The organism is Roseateles sp. GW821-FHT02E12 (genome assembly GCF_059421665.1).
On sequence record NZ_JBWKVK010000001.1, the window covers coordinates 1,080,460 to 1,094,048 of the forward strand.

Below are 13,589 nucleotides of genomic sequence, written 5' to 3' on the forward strand. Positions count from 1 at the left end.
GGCGAGGATTTGCAACGCCGCAGACCGCCCAAAGCAGGGATGCGCTGCGCGCGAGGGACTTGCTCAGAGCCTCCAGACCACACGGCCCTGAGCCGCTTCGTCGACAGCGGCCGTGAACGCGGCCCGCGCCGTGACTGGCAAGCTGAAGCGCATGCTGACGCGCGCCTGGTGGCCCACATCGACGAGCTGCGCACCATGCTGCTCGGCCAGCCGGCGCAGCCGACCCTCCAGCTCGTAGGGCAGCTCGCAACCCAACTCCACCTGGGCCACACGCTCGACCTTCTCGGCCGTCAGCAGCGCCTGGGCGATGCAGTCGGTGTAGGCCCGCACCAGGCCGCCGGCGCCCAGCTTGACGCCGCCCCAGTAGCGCACGGCCGTCGCTAGCACGCCGTCCAGGCCCTGGTGGCGCAGCACCTCCAGCATGGGCCTGCCGGCAGTGCCGCCGGGTTCGCCGTCATCGTTGGCGGCCGAATGCCCACCGGCCAGCAGGGCCCAGCAGACGTGCGCGGCGCCGGGGTGGGCGGCGCGCAGCTCGGCGACACGGGCCAGCGCGGCTGCGCGGTCGGCGCAGGGCTCGACGCGGCCGAGGAAGCGGCTCTTCTTGATGACGAGTTCGTGTTCGGCCGGCGCCGCGAGGGTCAGGGGCATGTCGCGGGATTGTCCCGCCGCCCCGGCCCGGTTCAGTCGCCGGTGTAGGCCGCCGCCTTGGCGCCCTTGTCGCCCAGATGGCGCTTCAGGATTTCGTGGACCTTGCCCTCCGCCAGCATGGCCTGCAGCGCGCGGCGCAGGCGCAGGCGGTCGGCCTCCGGCATGCCGCGCACCATGGCCAGTGCGACGGCGTTGCGCTCGTTGGGAGTCACGTCCACCGCTACGAGTTCATCCGGGTCGTCGAAGGCCGCCATGGCGATGCCCCAGCCACTGGGCAAAGCCAGCAGCGCGTCGGCGCGGCCGGCACGCAGCATGCGGGCTGCCGTGGCGAAGTCGCCGGTTTCGACGAGCCGGCCCTGGCTGCGCATGCGCAGCACCCAGGCGTCGATGGTCGGGCCGTGGACGTAGCCGCGCACGTCCAGCAGCTTCAGCTTGGGGTCGGCCTCGAAGGCGGCGATGCTGGAGATGCGCGCCGCCAGCTCGCGGCTCATCAGCACCTGGTAGCGGCCCTGGGCATAGGGCACCATCTCGGCGATCTCGCGGCGCTCCGGGCTCATCAGCGCCGACAAGGTCAGCTGCACGACGCCGCGCCGCATCTGGTCCCAGATGCGCACGCGCGACTCCACCACCGTCCGCAGCTGGCAGCCGGAGCGGCGGGCCAGTTCGTCGAACATGTCCTTGTCGATGCCGGCCGGCCCGGTCTGCGGGTCTTCGTAGTAGAAGCGGGCGTAGGGGTACAGCGCGGCCGTGTAGGGGCCGCAGGCGTGGGCGGCCAGGCTGATCGAGGCCAGCGTCAACCCTGCAAGCAGGGCGGAGATCGGCGCGTGAGGCATGGGCCGATGTTGTGAGTGATGCAGCAGGTTGCCCCAGACTAAGGCGGTGTGGGGTTGCATGGCATCGATTGCAACCCTGATGGCGGGTTTGCCGGTTCTAGGCGGCGCTGGCCGGCAGGCCGTAGGCCTGCCGGAGCCGCTCGACGGCGCCGCTGCGGCGCAGCTGATCGAGCGCGCGCTGCAGTGCGTCAGCCAGCGCGGGATCGCCGTCCACCCGCAGGCCGAAGCAGTAGTCGGCGCTGGCGTCGAGCACGGCCACTTCCTTGATCCGGTCCGATGGTTCGCGCATCTGGTGCAGCTGCCAGTAGACGTTGAGGTCGCCGATCACCAGCAAGTCCATGCGCCCGGCCATCAGCTTGCGCACGCTCGCCTCGTAGCTGGGCGACACCTCCAGCTCCTTGCCCGGCTTCAGGCCCTCGGCCAGCAGTTGTTCCAGCGTGGCCGTGCCGGCAGTGGCGCCCACGCGCAGGCCATCGAGCTGGTGCAGGCCGCGGAAGCGGATGTCCGTGCGTTGGCTCAGGCTGTAGATGCCCACGCGGCGCGGCAGGATCGGCCCGACCCAGCGGTAACGGTTCTCCCGTTCGGGCAGCCGGGCCAGCGGGAAGAGCAGGCTGCCGGCAGTGTCGAGAAAGGACTTCTCGGCACGCAGACGGGGTTGCAGGGCCAGGCCCAGCTCCAGGCCGGCCTGTTCGGCCATGCGGCGCAGCAGGTCGACGGCCAGGCCGGCCACCTGGCCCTCCTGCTCGAAGCTCAGCGGCGGCAGCGCGTGGCAGAAGGCCGGCAGCGGCGCTCGAGCGGCCGCTGCGGGCAGGGGCAGGGCCGCAGCGAGTGTGAGCAGGGGGCGGCGGCGCAGCATCAGGGGTGTCCTCTCACGCACTCAGGGTCCGCTGTCGCCGTCAGGCAGGCGCAGGGCAGGGGCCAGCTTGTCACCGGCATGCCGACGCACGATGGCGTCCAGGCTGCCATCGCGCCGCATGGCCAGCAGTGCTTCGCGAAGCCGCTCGCGGTCGGCCTCGGCGACCCGCTCCCGCGACATGGCCAACGCACCGACGACACGCTCCGAAGGGGCCCAGACGGCGGCTTCGTACGCCTGGAGGTCGGGGTCCAGCTGGCGCAGCCGCGCCAGGCTGGCGACGCCGATCAGCAGGGCGTCGGCGCGGCCGGCCTTGAAGGCGCGCACGGCGGTGGGTTGATCGGGCGCCTCGACGATGCGCCCGCGCTCCTGCAACCGGGCCAGCACGGCCTCCATGCGCGGGCCGTCGCGCGCCGCCCTCACCTTCAGCAGCCGGCGCCGCTCATCCTGCAGAAAGGCGTCTGGCGTGCTCGGCACGGTGCGGTCGTGCAGCAGTACGACGCGACGCGACTGGATGTAGGGCACCAGCTCGACGATGCGCCCGCGCTCGGCATTCATCACCGCGGAGACCGTGATGTCCACGCCATCCGAGGTGAGCAGGGCCCAGGTGCGTGCGCGCGACTCCAGCCGCGTTTCGAAGCGGCAGCCGCTGCGCCGCGCCAGTTCGTCGATCACGTCCTTGTCGATGCCGCGGTACTGGCCATCGGCATCGCGGTGATAGAGGACGGCGTACTCGTAGAAGGCCACGCGGTAAGGGCCGCAGGCCAGCGCCGCGGTGGGCAGCATGAGGCAGGCCAGCAGCAGATGGAGCAGCCGGGATGTGACCGTAGCGGGGATCCTCATCGCGATTCAGTGTAGGCGTGCCCTTCCCCGCTGCGACAATCCCATCCCCATGCTGAAGTTCGACCTCCTCAAGACCGAAGGCCGCGCCCGCCGCGGCACGCTCACGCTCAACCACGGCGTCGTGCAGACGCCCATCTTCATGCCCGTGGGCACCTACGGCACGGTCAAGGGCGTCACGCCGCGCTCGCTGGAGGAAATGGGCGCCCAGATCATCCTGGGCAACACCTTCCACCTGTGGATGCGGCCGGGCCTGGACGTCGTCACGCAGTTCGGCGGCCTGCACCGCTTCGAGAGCTGGAACAAGCCCATCCTGACCGACTCCGGCGGCTTCCAGGTCTGGAGCCTGGGCGCGATGCGCAAGATCACCGAGGAAGGCGTCAAGTTCGCCTCGCCCGTCAACGGCGACAAGCTCTTCCTGACCCCCGAGGTCAGCATGCAGATCCAGACGGTGCTCAACAGCGACATCGTCATGCAGTTCGACGAGTGCACGCCGTACGAGAGCAAGGGCGTGCTCACCACCGAGCGCGAGGCCAAGCAGTCGATGGAGCTGAGCCTGCGCTGGGCCAAGCGCTGCATCACCGAGTTCGACCGCCTCGAGAACCCCAACGCGCTGTTCGGCATCGTGCAGGGCGGCATGTTCACCAACCTGCGCGACGCGTCGCTGGCCGGCCTGGCCGAGCTGGACCTGCCGGGCTATGCCATCGGTGGCCTGTCGGTGGGCGAGCCCAAGGCCGAGATGCAGCGCGTGCTGGAGCACACCGGCCACCAGCTGCCGGCGAACAAGCCGCGCTACCTGATGGGCGTGGGCACGCCGGAGGATCTGGTGGAAGGCGTGTCCCAGGGCATCGACATGTTCGACTGCGTCATGCCCACCCGCAACGCGCGCAACGGCCACCTGTTCACCCGCTTCGGCGACCTGCGCCTGCGCAACGCCCGCTACAAGTCCGACGAGAAGCCGGTGGACGAGACCTGCAGCTGCGAGTGCTGCAAGGGCTTCACCCGCGCCTACCTGCACCATCTCGACCGCTGCGGCGAGATGCTGGGCCCGATGCTGACCAGCGTGCACAACCTGCACTACTACCTGAACCTGATGCAGGAGATGCGCGACGCGCTGGATGCCGGCCGCTTCGAGGCCTGGCGGGCGCAGTTCCACGCGGACCGGGCGCGCGGGGTCTGACTTCTTGGTAAACGCCTGAGCGGCCTCAAGATAGCGGCATGCTGAAAGCCCTGCTCGCTCCGCTGCGCTGGCTCTTCCGGGTCGTCTTCGCACTGCTCATCCTCTTCGAGGAGTGGGGCTGGGAGCCGCTGCAGCGCGTCTTCGCGCTGCTGGCCAGGCTGCCGGTCATCCGCCAGTTCGAGGCCCTGCTCAAGCGCCTGCCGCCGCGCTGGGCCTTTGTCGTGCTGCTGCTGCCCAGCCTGCTGATCCTGCCGGTCAAGCTGCTGGCCGTGTGGCTGATCGCGGAGGGCCGCGTGACGCTGGGCCTGGGCGTCATCGTCGCGGCCAAGCTGATCGGCACGGCGTTGCTGGCCTGGCTGTTCCAGCTCATCCAGCCGGCGCTGATGCAGCTGCCCTGGTTTGCCCGCGTCTACGCGCGCTGGACGGCCTGGAAGGCCGAGCTGCTGGCCTGGGTGCGCGCCAGCGCGGCCTGGCGCACGGCGCGGGCCATCAAGCTGCGCGTGAAGCGGCTCTTCAGGCGCGCACGAGAGGCGCCGCCGCCTTCGGTCTGAACTGCAGGCGCTGTTCGCGCTGCGCGTCAATTTCGGCGCGGATGGTGGCCAGTTCCGCCTGGCGCTCGTCGCGGTAGAAGAGGTTGTAGGCCTCGAACGGAATGAGGCGCCCGTCCGGCCGTGCGATGTGGATGCAGCTCTTCTTCAGCGCGCGGATGTCCAGCGACTGCGCGTCCATGAACTGCACGATGAGCACGCGGAAAACGTCGCGGTAGCTGAGCTGGGGTGCGTCGATCTTCGGCAGGCAGCACAACAGCTCGGACAGGCAGTTGGACTGGCTCTCGGGCGAGTGGTTGGTGGAGAACAGCTTGAAGACCGAGGCCTTCAGCGCCGGGTCGCCCTCGAAGACGATGGTGCTGCGGTCGCCGCTCAGCAGCGTGGCGGCGTCCAGATAGCGGGTCAGCGGCACCAGGCCCTTCTCTTTGTCCGGGCTGCGCAGCGCGTAGGCCATCGCCAGCGTGTCCGGGTTGCAGGGCACGGGCAGCACGTCGGCCAGCGTGAACACGCCGCTCTGCTCGGCGATGCGGCGGCGCAGCTCGCTGACCGTCAGGCGATGTTTGGCCGCGTCGTAGGCCTCCACGCGGCCGGCGTTCTGGATGGGCTGCAGCGTCACGCCGCGCACGCAGGCGTAGCTCTGGCCGTGGCGGATGACGTCGCCGATCTCGTCGTCGTTGACGCCGCGCTTGACGGTCATCACCAGCGTCGTCGAGATGCCTAAAGCGTCCAGCCGCGCGAGCGCCGCGTCGTGCGGGCCGCGCAGGTCGGCGCCGCGCAGGTCCATCAGCGCCTCGCGCTTCAGCGAGTCGAACTGCAGATAGACCTCCAGCCCCGGCGCGTAGCCCGCCAGCCGCTCGGCGAAGGCGGCGTCCTGGGCGATGCGCAGGCCATTGGTGTTGACCATCAGATGCTTGATGGGCCTGGCCTTGGCGGCATCGAGGATGTCGAAGAACTGCGGGTGCAGCGTCGGCTCGCCACCGGAGATCTGTACAACGTCGGCCTCGCCCTCGCTGGCGACGATGGCGTCCAGCATCGCGATGACTTCGTCCATCGTGCGATGGCTGAGCCGCTCCGGCCCGGAGCCCGCGTAGCAGGTCGGGCAGCGCAGGTTGCAGTGGTCGCTGATCTCGACGATGGACAGGCAGCTGTGCTGCATGTGGTCGGGGCACAGGCCGCAGTCGTAGGGGCAGCCGTATTTCATCGGTGTCGCAAAGCGCTGCGGCATCTCGGGCGGCTTCACGAATACCTCGCGGCACTGGCGGTAGTAAGCCGCGTCATCGCTGACGAGCACGCGCTCGGTACCGTGGGCGGGGCACCACTTGTCCATGTAGACCTGGTCGTCCTTGATGAGGATCTTGGCCTCGCAGTGGCGAAGGCAGGTCGTGCAGACGGACTGCGTCGTGTCGTAGAACAGGTAGGGGCGGACTTTGCGGTTCATGGCGTGGCAAGCAGGAGCGGCCGGCGCCAGGCGCGCAGCACGAGGGGCAGGTAGACGACCAGCGCAACGAGGCAGGTCCACTGGATGCCCGACAGGCCCAGCGGCCAGGCGATGGGCACCGGTTTGAGGAACTCGACGGCGAAGCGCCACAGCAGGTAGCTGCTGAGGAACAGCTTGAAGGCCAGGCCGGGCGTGGAGAAGCGCGCACGGCTCAGCGCGATGGCGAGAGCGAGCACGGCGACGATCTCGTAAAGCTGGGTCGGATGGCGTGGGACGCCGTCGCCGAAGTCCACGCCCCAGGGCAGCGTCGTCGGCAGGCCGTAGGTGTCGTCATGCAGGCCGGCGAGGAAGCAGCCGACGCGGCCGATGACCAGGCCCACGGCGATGGGCAGCACCATTGCATCACCGGTGCTGCGCGTCTGGCCGATGAGCTTCTTGGCGATCTCCACGCCGATGAGGCCGCCCAGCAGGCCGCCGACGATGCTCTGGCCGGGAATGATGAGCTGGCCGCCCTGCCAGATGGCCATCGCTACGTCCGGTCGCTCGATGAGGAAGACAAGCTTGTTGCCCAGGGCCGCGCCAAGCAGCAGGCCGACAAGAACGCCGAAATTGCCCGGCGTCAGCGCGCCGCCCGTGGATTGGCGCCGCAGCGTGGCCCGCCACATCGCCGCGCCGATGGCCATGCCTGCGTAGGCAAAGGCGCTGTGGACCCAGGCGGCTGTGGTGGCGTCGGCGATCAAACGTCGGTTTTGTCTTCGGGGCCGCTGATGCGCCTGTACATCGCCCGCCCGCAAAGCCAGGCCAGGCCTCCGCCGATCAGCAGGCTGGGTACCGAGATGACCAGAAAGGCGCCGGAGTAGTTCTCCGGGCCACCGGAAAACGCATCGGGCAGAGAGAAGACGGTGACGGCTGCGCCACACAGCCCGGCGGCGCCGAAGCCCAGCGTCGCGATCATCAGCACCGTGAGCACGAGGTAGCGGCCGACGGCGGAGCTGCGGTCGTCGCTCATGATGCAGCTCCCGCCAGCAGGGCCTGCACCCGCGTGCGCAGGCCGTCAGGCGACACGGCGGCCGTCGGCATCGGCTGGTCCACCGTCAGGCTCACCGGGCTCCACACACCACGCCGCATGGGCTTGACCATCGCCTTGCCGCCCTCGACGCGCGAGAAGAAGCTGCCCCAGAGATTACCCAGCGCCATCGGGATGACGGGCACCTCGGGCATGCCTTCGATGAGCTTCATGACACCGCCCTTGAAGGGCTGCAGCTCGCCGTCGCGCGTGAGGCCGCCCTCGGGGAAGATGCAGACCATCTCGCCATCTTCCAGCACCGCGCGCGCGGCCGCGAAGGCGGCTTCGTAGGTGGCCGGGTCGGCCTTGGCGGGCGCGATGGGGATGGCCTTGGCGAGCTTGAACATCCAGCCCAGCACGGGGATCTTGAAGATCTGGTGGTCCATCAGGAAGCGGATGGGCCGTGGGCTGGCGGCCATCAGCAGCACGGCGTCGACGAAGCTCACGTGGTTGCAGACGAGCACGGCAGCGCCCGTGGTGGGCAGGCGTTCATCGTTGATGACGCGGAAGCGGTAGACGATGCGCGTCAGCACGAAGGCCACGAAGCGCAGCAAGTACTCCGGCACGATGAGGAAGATGTAGAACGCCACGATGGCGTTGGCGATGCCGACGGCCAGGAAGATCTGCGGAATCGTCAGGCCGGCGCCCAGCATGGCGCCGGCGATGACGGAGCTGGCGATCATGAAGACCGCGTTCAGGATGTTGTTGGCCGCGATGATGCGGGCGCGGTGGCTGGGCTGGGCGCGCAGCTGGATCAGCGCATACATCGGCACGCTGTACAGGCCGGCGAACAGGGCCAGCAGCGTCAGGTCGGCCAACACGCGCCAGTGCGCCGTCACGGCCAGGAAGGCGCTGACGCTGTAGGGCTCGCTGGCCGGCAGGCCGGTGGCGGCGAAATAGAGGTCGATGGCGAAGACGCTCATGCCGATGGCGCCCAGCGGCACGAGGCCGATTTCGACATGGCGCTTGGACAGCATCTCGCACATCAGCGAACCGATGCCGATGCCGATGGAGAACACCGCCAGCAAGAGAGACGCAACCTGCGGGCTGCCGTGCAGCACTTCCTTGGCGAAGGCCGGGAAGTTGCTGAGGAACACGGCGCCGAAGAACCACATCCACGAGATGCCCAGCAGCGAACGGAACACCGCCAGGCCCTCGTGCGCCAGCTTGAGGTTGCGCCAGGTCTCGGTGAAGGGGTTCCAGTTGATGACGAGATCGGGGTCGGTCGACGGGCTCGTGGGAATCGCCTGCGCCGTGACGCGGCCGGCCACGGCCAGCGCCAGGCAGGCCCAGGCCACATGCTGCGGGCCTACGACGGGCGTGTCGACCAAGATGCCACCCAGCAACTGGCCCAGCAGGATGGCCACGAAGGTACCCATCTCCACCATGCCGTTGCCGCCGGTCAGCTCGCGCTCGTTGAGCTGCTGGGGCATGTAGGCGTACTTGACCGGGCCGAACAGCGTGGAGTGCAGGCCCATCAGGAACACGCAGCCCAGCAGGGCGGGCACGTTGGCGGCGTAGAAGCCCCAGGACGCGATCACCATGATGGCGATCTCCAGGCTCTTCACCAGCTGCATCAGCCGTGCCTTGTCGTGCTTGTCGGCGAGCTGGCCGCTGGTGGCCGAGAACAGCACATAGGGCAGGATGAACAGCGCCCCGATGACCAGGCCCGCCATCTTGGACGGCAGCCAGTCCAGCTGCAGCTGGTAGGTGATCATCAGCGTGAACGCGAACTTGAAGACGTTGTCGTTCGCGGCGCCGAGGAACTGCGTCCAGAAGAAAGGCGCAAAGCGGCGCTGCTTCAACAGCGCGAACTGGTTCGGATGTTCTTGGCTCATTGCTGGACGAGTTGGGGTGATTGGGACAGGCCGGCGCGCGGCAGCCACGCGAACATCGAGTCCACGGTGACCGTGTCGATGTGGCTGCTGAAACGACGCGCACTCGGATGATCGTCGAAAGCGATGTTGGCGCGAGTCAGGCGGCCCCCTAGGCGGGTCATCGTGGACAGGTGCAGGTCGCTGGGCTGGTAGCCTTGGGCTTGCAGCCAGTCCTGCGCCGCACGACGGCTGACGACGCCGGGTGCGGCTGCGCCGGCCAGCGTCTCCAGCACCCACTGGTTGCTCTGCTGGTATTTGGTGCCGAAGGCATAGGCCACCATGCTGTAGCGGCGCTCGTTGAAGCGTGCCACGCGGGCGTTGTCGGCCAACACGGGCAGCAGCGCCTGCTGCAGCTCGGGCTTGAGCACGACGAAGGCGGCCTCGTAGCGCGCCGGGTTGTCGAGGAAGAACTCGCCCAGGCCCTGGCGGTACAGCGCCGCGTGGTCGGTGCCGCAATGGTTGAGCTTGTGCACGACGCGCCAGACGGCGGGCTGCTGGCTCGTGTCCTTGTAGACGAAGCCGAGGTGTGACCACTGCAGGCCGTACTTGGACAGGTCCTGCCCCGCGCGGGCCAGCATGGCGACCTGGGCACCGCTGGCGTCGAGCTGCTGGGCGGTGGCGACGGCGAGGTTCAGCCCTTGCTCCACCTGCCGCGTCGTGGGGGGCTTTTCGTCGCAGGTCCGGCCGGCGTGGGCTGCGGTGGCCAGGGCCAGTGGCGCGAGGGCCAGCAGACGACGCCGCTTCAACGCGTCACCTGCTCGTTGTAGAGCAGGGCCTTGCCGATCTCGCTGGGGATGAAGGCGATGACTTGGCCGGCGGCCGACAGCACCGTGCCGGCGCCGATGACCGACACCGCCACGGCGGCGCCCGTGGACACGACGATGCCCTCCGCCAGCTTGCCGGCCGTGCGCAAGCTGATGCGCACGCCGTCGGACACGCGCTCCAGCACCCACACCGTCGCGCCGCCGATGACCTCGACGCTGACCACCACCAGCGTCGCTCCCGCTGACAGCAGGCCCGCGGGAACGGCGCTCAGTGCGACACCAGCAGCGCTGATCGCGCCGACGGACAGGACAAGAGGTGCGGCCGACACGGCCAGGCTCAGCTCGGAGGGGCCACGCTGGGCCTGCGCCGGCAGCGCGAAGGCGCACAGGGCGAGGGAGAGGCTGGAGACGGCAAGCAGGCGCTTCATGAAATGACTCCTGGGGTGACAAGGTCCGGCTGCGCCAGACGGCCGCGATCTTGCGTGAAGCCAGGGTGGCCATCCCGGGAATAGTGCCGAGGCGCGTGGCAAGCGCCGCAAAGTAGCGCTTCATGACACCGGTTGGGGTTGAACACGCCAGCGCCTGCGCCCGATGGACGCGTCATGCGCTACCGTTCATGCCCATGTCGAGCACGCAATCGCTGGTGGCCCTCATCAAGGCCGAGCTGAAAACGCAGGGGCTGAGCTATGCCGAGCTGGCCCAGGCGCTGGACCTGTCGGAGTCCAGCGTGAAGCGCATGCTGGCGCCGGGTGGCGAAATGCCGCTGTCGCGCGTGGACGAGATCTGCCGTGTGCTGAAGCTGGAGTTCGCTGAGCTGGCCGCGCGCCTGGCAGCCCAGGCGCCCGAGCTGCGCGAGCTGAGCCTGGAGCAGGAGCGCGCCGTTGTCGCCGACCCCAAGCTGCTGCTCGTCGCCATCTGCTGCCTGAGCCACTGGGCCGTGGAGGACGTGCTGTCGCGCTACCGCATCAGCGAGGCGGATACCGTCGCCGCGCTGGCCCAGCTCGACCGCCTCGGCGTCATCGAGCTGCGGCCGCACAACCGCTACAAGCTCAAGGTGGCCAAGACGCTGCGCTGGCGGCCGCAAGGGCCGGTCATGCAGTTCTTCCGCGAGCGTGTGATGGCCGACTTCTTCGCCGGTGGTTTCGACGGCGAGGGCGAGCTGCTGACGCTGGTGCACGGCGAGTTCGGCGCCGGCCATGCGCGTGAACTGGCCGATCGGCTGCAGCGCACGGCCGATGATTTCGCGCGGCAGCATCTGCTGGACCAGAAGCTGCCGTCCTCCGAGAAGCGGCCCTACAGCGTCGTCATCGGGCTGAGGTCGTGGGTCTTCGAGGCCTTCAGGGACCTGGAGCGGCCCGGCCTGGGTCAGCGCCGCGCCGGTCGTGCTGGATAGGATGCCGCATGGCCGCCCCCGATCCTGATCCGTCCCGCCTCGCCGTCGGCTCCCAACCCGTCAACCGGCGCACGCGGCGCGTCCAGCCATCAGACCCTGTCGAACGGCCTGAGGTGGTTCAGCAGCGCCAGCAGCAATTGCGAGCCCGCCATGAGCTGGGCCGCCCATTGGCCGCCGGCCCGCGACCGGTGGCAGCAGCGCCGTTGCCGGTGGCCGCCCGGGTGCAGGCGGGCCTCGGCGTGGCCTCGCTGTCGGGCGCCTTGTTCGTGAGCCAGCCGGTGTTGGTGGGCGTGCTCGTCGTCATCGGCACGGCGGGCCTGGGCTGGGCCGTGCGTGGGGTGTGGCGCCAGCGTCGCGGCCTGGGCGAGGCGGGGCTGCAGCAGGCCTTGCTGTCACCACAGGCCCTGGATGCGTTGGACGCCCTGCTGGCCCGCGCCGCACCGGTCTTGCCGGCGCCCGCCACGGCGGCCGTGAAGGCCATCAAGCAGGCGCTGGAACTGGCCCAGCAACCCGGCGCTTCGGCGCGCCTGAGCATGCAGGACGTCGCCTTCGTGCAGCAAAGCGTGGCGCGCTATCTGCCCGACAGCCTGGAGGCTTATCTGAGCGTGCCGGCGGATCGCCGCGCGCAGCCGTTGTCGGAAGGCCAGCCCAGCGCCGACGAGGCCCTGGCCCAGCAGCTGACGACGCTGCTGGAGGGGCTGCAGCGCCGCCTGCGCCCGCTGCACGACGAGGCCGGTGAAGCGCTGCTGCGCCAACAGCGCTTCCTGGACGTCAAGGCCCGCGAGTAGCGGGCCGCTTCAAGGTCACGCGTCCTGCTCGCGGCCGCCGCGGGCGTTGGTCTGCTCGAGCAGGTCGGCTTCGTGGCGGTCGCGCAGCGTCTTGGCCAGCGTGAAGGTGCTGGAGACGAGGAAGAGCCAGGACACGGCCAGGTAGCGCTTGATCCAGTCGTCCATCTGCATGCGCCACAGGCCCCAGGCCGTCAGGGCCAGCGCCGCGACCAGCGCGATCCAGACCATCATGACCCAGCCCTGCGTGTCCACCTGGCCGTCGCGGTTGTCGCGCTGCGTCTTGGCAACGGCGAAGCAGGCGAACACCGAGAAGAACAGGCCGATGGCGAGGAAGGCGCGGTCCAGGTCTTGGCCCGGTGCGCCGAACACGCCCCATGCGCAGGCCAGCAATGCAAGGACGAACGAGGTCCAGACCTGGAGGCGCCAGGAATTGGTGTCGCGTTGCATGACGAAGCGGGTGCCCATGAGGTGGTTTCCTTGCGGTGGTGGTGTATGGGCCGCGATCTTGCGTGAAGCGGGGCGCGGCGAGCTTGGGAATAGTGCCGAGGCGCGTGACAAGCACCACGCGGTAGCGCCGGGCGACACCACCGCCTTGCGGCTACCAGAACTCCCAACGGCCGGTCCAGATGACCCAGATGCCCAGCAGCCCGTTCGTCACCGCGTGGGCGATGACCGCCGTCCACAGCTTGCCGCTGCGGCGGTAGAGCAGCGCATAGGCCAGGCCGGCAACCACCGCGGCCAGCCACAGCGTGTGCGCCAGCGTGAAGACGAAGGTGGACATGACGACGGCCTTCAAGCCGACCGTCTGCGGGTCGACGCGCTCGAAGCCGGGGTGCTGCACCCAGCGCATCAGGAAGCTGCGCCAGAACAGCTCCTCCATGACCGGCACCACCAAGGCCGCCCCGGCCAGGCGAAGCGCCACCAGCGGCCAGATCAGCTGGCCGTTGCCATCCAGAGGCACGAAGCTGGCTGTCGCGGTGCTGAGTTGCATCCATGGCGCGTCCAGCTGCACCCAGATCGCGAAGACGGCAATGCCGACGACGACGGCCCAGCCGGTCTCGCGCGCATCGGGCAGGTTCTGCCGCACCAGCTCGCCGTAGTCGCGCCAGTACCAGGCGAGCAGGCCGGCGACGATGACGGTCTGGACGCCGTAGATCCAGCGCGCGTCCACGCCTGCTTCCGCGGGCAGATAGCCACGCAGGGCCAGCAAGGCCATGAAGACGAAGAACGGAATGCAACGGGCGAGGGCGGCGGGGGTGAGCGCGGGCGTGTCGGCAGGCATATCGGCTGTTAGCTTAGCCCGAGCCCGTGACGGCCCGAGGCACCGCCGCTCCCTAGAGTTGCAGCAGGCCGCCGATGAC

General features: G+C 69.3%; 16 protein-coding genes. 4 read left to right on the top strand and 12 right to left on the bottom strand.

The annotated features are described in order from the left end of the window. Window positions 1–63: 63 nt before the first annotated feature. From AC07V5_RS05165 to AC07V5_RS05180, 4 genes are all read right to left on the bottom strand, one after another. Window positions 64–648 (bottom strand): IMPACT family protein, encoded by a 585-nt coding sequence (locus AC07V5_RS05165; protein ID WP_495114546.1) that lies wholly within the window; start codon window positions 646–648, stop codon window positions 64–66. Window positions 649–680: 32 nt separating this feature from the next. Continuing rightward, a complete protein-coding gene (locus tag AC07V5_RS05170; protein ID WP_495114547.1) occupies window positions 681–1,481 on the bottom strand; it encodes a substrate-binding periplasmic protein in 801 nt (266 codons plus the stop codon). Window positions 1,482–1,578: 97 nt separating this feature from the next. Beyond that, entirely contained in the window at window positions 1,579–2,337 is a 759-nt protein-coding gene (locus AC07V5_RS05175; RefSeq protein WP_495114548.1) for a substrate-binding periplasmic protein, read from the bottom strand. Between the two features lie 21 nt (window positions 2,338–2,358). Continuing rightward, complete coding sequence (locus tag AC07V5_RS05180; protein WP_495114549.1) at window positions 2,359–3,177, bottom strand: substrate-binding periplasmic protein; 819 nt, start codon at window positions 3,175–3,177, stop codon at window positions 2,359–2,361. 49 nt (window positions 3,178–3,226) lie between these two features. On the opposite strand from AC07V5_RS05180, the gene tgt reads away from it, so the two are divergent. Both tgt and AC07V5_RS05190 read left to right on the top strand, forming a co-directional pair. Beyond that, window positions 3,227–4,354 carry a tRNA guanosine(34) transglycosylase Tgt gene (gene tgt, locus AC07V5_RS05185; RefSeq protein WP_495114550.1) on the top strand — a complete coding sequence of 376 codons (1,128 nt, stop codon included), beginning with the start codon at window positions 3,227–3,229 and terminating at the stop codon, window positions 4,352–4,354. 38 nt (window positions 4,355–4,392) lie between these two features. Further along, window positions 4,393–4,905 carry a hypothetical protein gene (locus AC07V5_RS05190; RefSeq protein ID WP_495114551.1) on the top strand — a complete coding sequence of 171 codons (513 nt, stop codon included), beginning with the start codon at window positions 4,393–4,395 and terminating at the stop codon, window positions 4,903–4,905. On the opposite strand, the gene AC07V5_RS05195 is transcribed toward AC07V5_RS05190, so the two are convergent. Genes AC07V5_RS05195 through AC07V5_RS05220 form a run of 6 tightly spaced genes read right to left on the bottom strand, consistent with a single transcriptional unit; the run spans window position 4,868 to window position 10,475 of the window. Further along, entirely contained in the window at window positions 4,868–6,340 is a 1,473-nt protein-coding gene (locus AC07V5_RS05195; protein WP_495114552.1) for a radical SAM protein, read from the bottom strand. The genes AC07V5_RS05190 and AC07V5_RS05195 overlap by 38 nt on opposite strands. Next, a complete protein-coding gene (locus tag AC07V5_RS05200; RefSeq protein ID WP_495114553.1) occupies window positions 6,337–7,080 on the bottom strand; it encodes a prolipoprotein diacylglyceryl transferase in 744 nt (247 codons plus the stop codon). Before AC07V5_RS05200 ends, AC07V5_RS05195 begins: the two co-directional genes overlap by 4 nt. Beyond that, window positions 7,077–7,349: a hypothetical protein gene (locus tag AC07V5_RS05205; RefSeq protein ID WP_495114554.1), complete on the bottom strand. Its 273-nt coding sequence runs from the start codon at window positions 7,347–7,349 to the stop codon at window positions 7,077–7,079. The genes AC07V5_RS05200 and AC07V5_RS05205 overlap by 4 nt, the downstream gene beginning before the upstream one ends. After that, a complete protein-coding gene (locus tag AC07V5_RS05210; protein WP_495114555.1) occupies window positions 7,346–9,244 on the bottom strand; it encodes an MFS transporter in 1,899 nt (632 codons plus the stop codon). Before AC07V5_RS05210 ends, AC07V5_RS05205 begins: the two co-directional genes overlap by 4 nt. Then, on the bottom strand, window positions 9,241–10,029 hold the full coding sequence (locus AC07V5_RS05215; protein ID WP_495114556.1) for a DUF2145 domain-containing protein: 789 nt from the start codon (window positions 10,027–10,029) through the stop codon (window positions 9,241–9,243). The genes AC07V5_RS05210 and AC07V5_RS05215 overlap by 4 nt, the downstream gene beginning before the upstream one ends. Next, entirely contained in the window at window positions 10,026–10,475 is a 450-nt protein-coding gene (locus AC07V5_RS05220) for a hypothetical protein (protein ID WP_495114557.1), read from the bottom strand. The genes AC07V5_RS05215 and AC07V5_RS05220 overlap by 4 nt, the downstream gene beginning before the upstream one ends. Window positions 10,476–10,669: 194 nt before the next feature. Between AC07V5_RS05220 and AC07V5_RS05225 the strand changes: the two genes are divergently transcribed. Both AC07V5_RS05225 and AC07V5_RS05230 read left to right on the top strand, forming a co-directional pair. Beyond that, window positions 10,670–11,440 carry a helix-turn-helix domain-containing protein gene (locus AC07V5_RS05225; protein WP_495115661.1) on the top strand — a complete coding sequence of 257 codons (771 nt, stop codon included), beginning with the start codon at window positions 10,670–10,672 and terminating at the stop codon, window positions 11,438–11,440. A gap of 8 nt (window positions 11,441–11,448) precedes the next feature. Beyond that, window positions 11,449–12,228: a hypothetical protein gene (locus AC07V5_RS05230; protein WP_495114558.1), complete on the top strand. Its 780-nt coding sequence runs from the start codon at window positions 11,449–11,451 to the stop codon at window positions 12,226–12,228. A gap of 15 nt (window positions 12,229–12,243) precedes the next feature. Here the strand turns inward: AC07V5_RS05230 and AC07V5_RS05235 are convergent, their stop codons facing one another. Beyond that, the gene (locus AC07V5_RS05235) at window positions 12,244–12,693 is read right to left on the bottom strand and encodes a YiaA/YiaB family inner membrane protein (RefSeq protein WP_495114559.1); all 450 of its coding nucleotides are present in this window, start codon (window positions 12,691–12,693) and stop codon (window positions 12,244–12,246) included. A gap of 133 nt (window positions 12,694–12,826) precedes the next feature. Continuing rightward, window positions 12,827–13,510 (bottom strand): CAAX prenyl protease-related protein, encoded by a 684-nt coding sequence (locus AC07V5_RS05240; protein ID WP_495114560.1) that lies wholly within the window; start codon window positions 13,508–13,510, stop codon window positions 12,827–12,829. Window positions 13,511–13,589 lie beyond the last annotated feature (79 nt).

Excerpts from the sequence above, each read along its gene's own strand:
- AC07V5_RS05165 (WP_495114546.1), bottom strand. The coding sequence starts at position 648 with ATGCCCCTGACCCTCGCGGCGCCGGCCGAACACGAACTCGTCATCAAG.
- AC07V5_RS05170 (WP_495114547.1), bottom strand. The coding sequence starts at position 1,481 with ATGCCTCACGCGCCGATCTCCGCCCTGCTTGCAGGGTTGACGCTGGCC.
- AC07V5_RS05175 (WP_495114548.1), bottom strand. The coding sequence starts at position 2,337 with ATGCTGCGCCGCCGCCCCCTGCTCACACTCGCTGCGGCCCTGCCCCTG.
- AC07V5_RS05180 (WP_495114549.1), bottom strand. The coding sequence starts at position 3,177 with ATGAGGATCCCCGCTACGGTCACATCCCGGCTGCTCCATCTGCTGCTG.
- tgt (WP_495114550.1), top strand. The coding sequence starts at position 3,227 with ATGCTGAAGTTCGACCTCCTCAAGACCGAAGGCCGCGCCCGCCGCGGC.
- AC07V5_RS05190 (WP_495114551.1), top strand. The coding sequence starts at position 4,393 with ATGCTGAAAGCCCTGCTCGCTCCGCTGCGCTGGCTCTTCCGGGTCGTC.
- AC07V5_RS05195 (WP_495114552.1), bottom strand. The coding sequence starts at position 6,340 with ATGAACCGCAAAGTCCGCCCCTACCTGTTCTACGACACGACGCAGTCC.
- AC07V5_RS05205 (WP_495114554.1), bottom strand. The coding sequence starts at position 7,349 with ATGAGCGACGACCGCAGCTCCGCCGTCGGCCGCTACCTCGTGCTCACG.
- AC07V5_RS05210 (WP_495114555.1), bottom strand. The coding sequence starts at position 9,244 with ATGAGCCAAGAACATCCGAACCAGTTCGCGCTGTTGAAGCAGCGCCGC.
- AC07V5_RS05220 (WP_495114557.1), bottom strand. The coding sequence starts at position 10,475 with ATGAAGCGCCTGCTTGCCGTCTCCAGCCTCTCCCTCGCCCTGTGCGCC.
- AC07V5_RS05225 (WP_495115661.1), top strand. The coding sequence starts at position 10,670 with ATGTCGAGCACGCAATCGCTGGTGGCCCTCATCAAGGCCGAGCTGAAA.
- AC07V5_RS05230 (WP_495114558.1), top strand. The coding sequence starts at position 11,449 with ATGGCCGCCCCCGATCCTGATCCGTCCCGCCTCGCCGTCGGCTCCCAA.
- AC07V5_RS05235 (WP_495114559.1), bottom strand. The coding sequence starts at position 12,693 with ATGGGCACCCGCTTCGTCATGCAACGCGACACCAATTCCTGGCGCCTC.
- AC07V5_RS05240 (WP_495114560.1), bottom strand. The coding sequence starts at position 13,510 with ATGCCTGCCGACACGCCCGCGCTCACCCCCGCCGCCCTCGCCCGTTGC.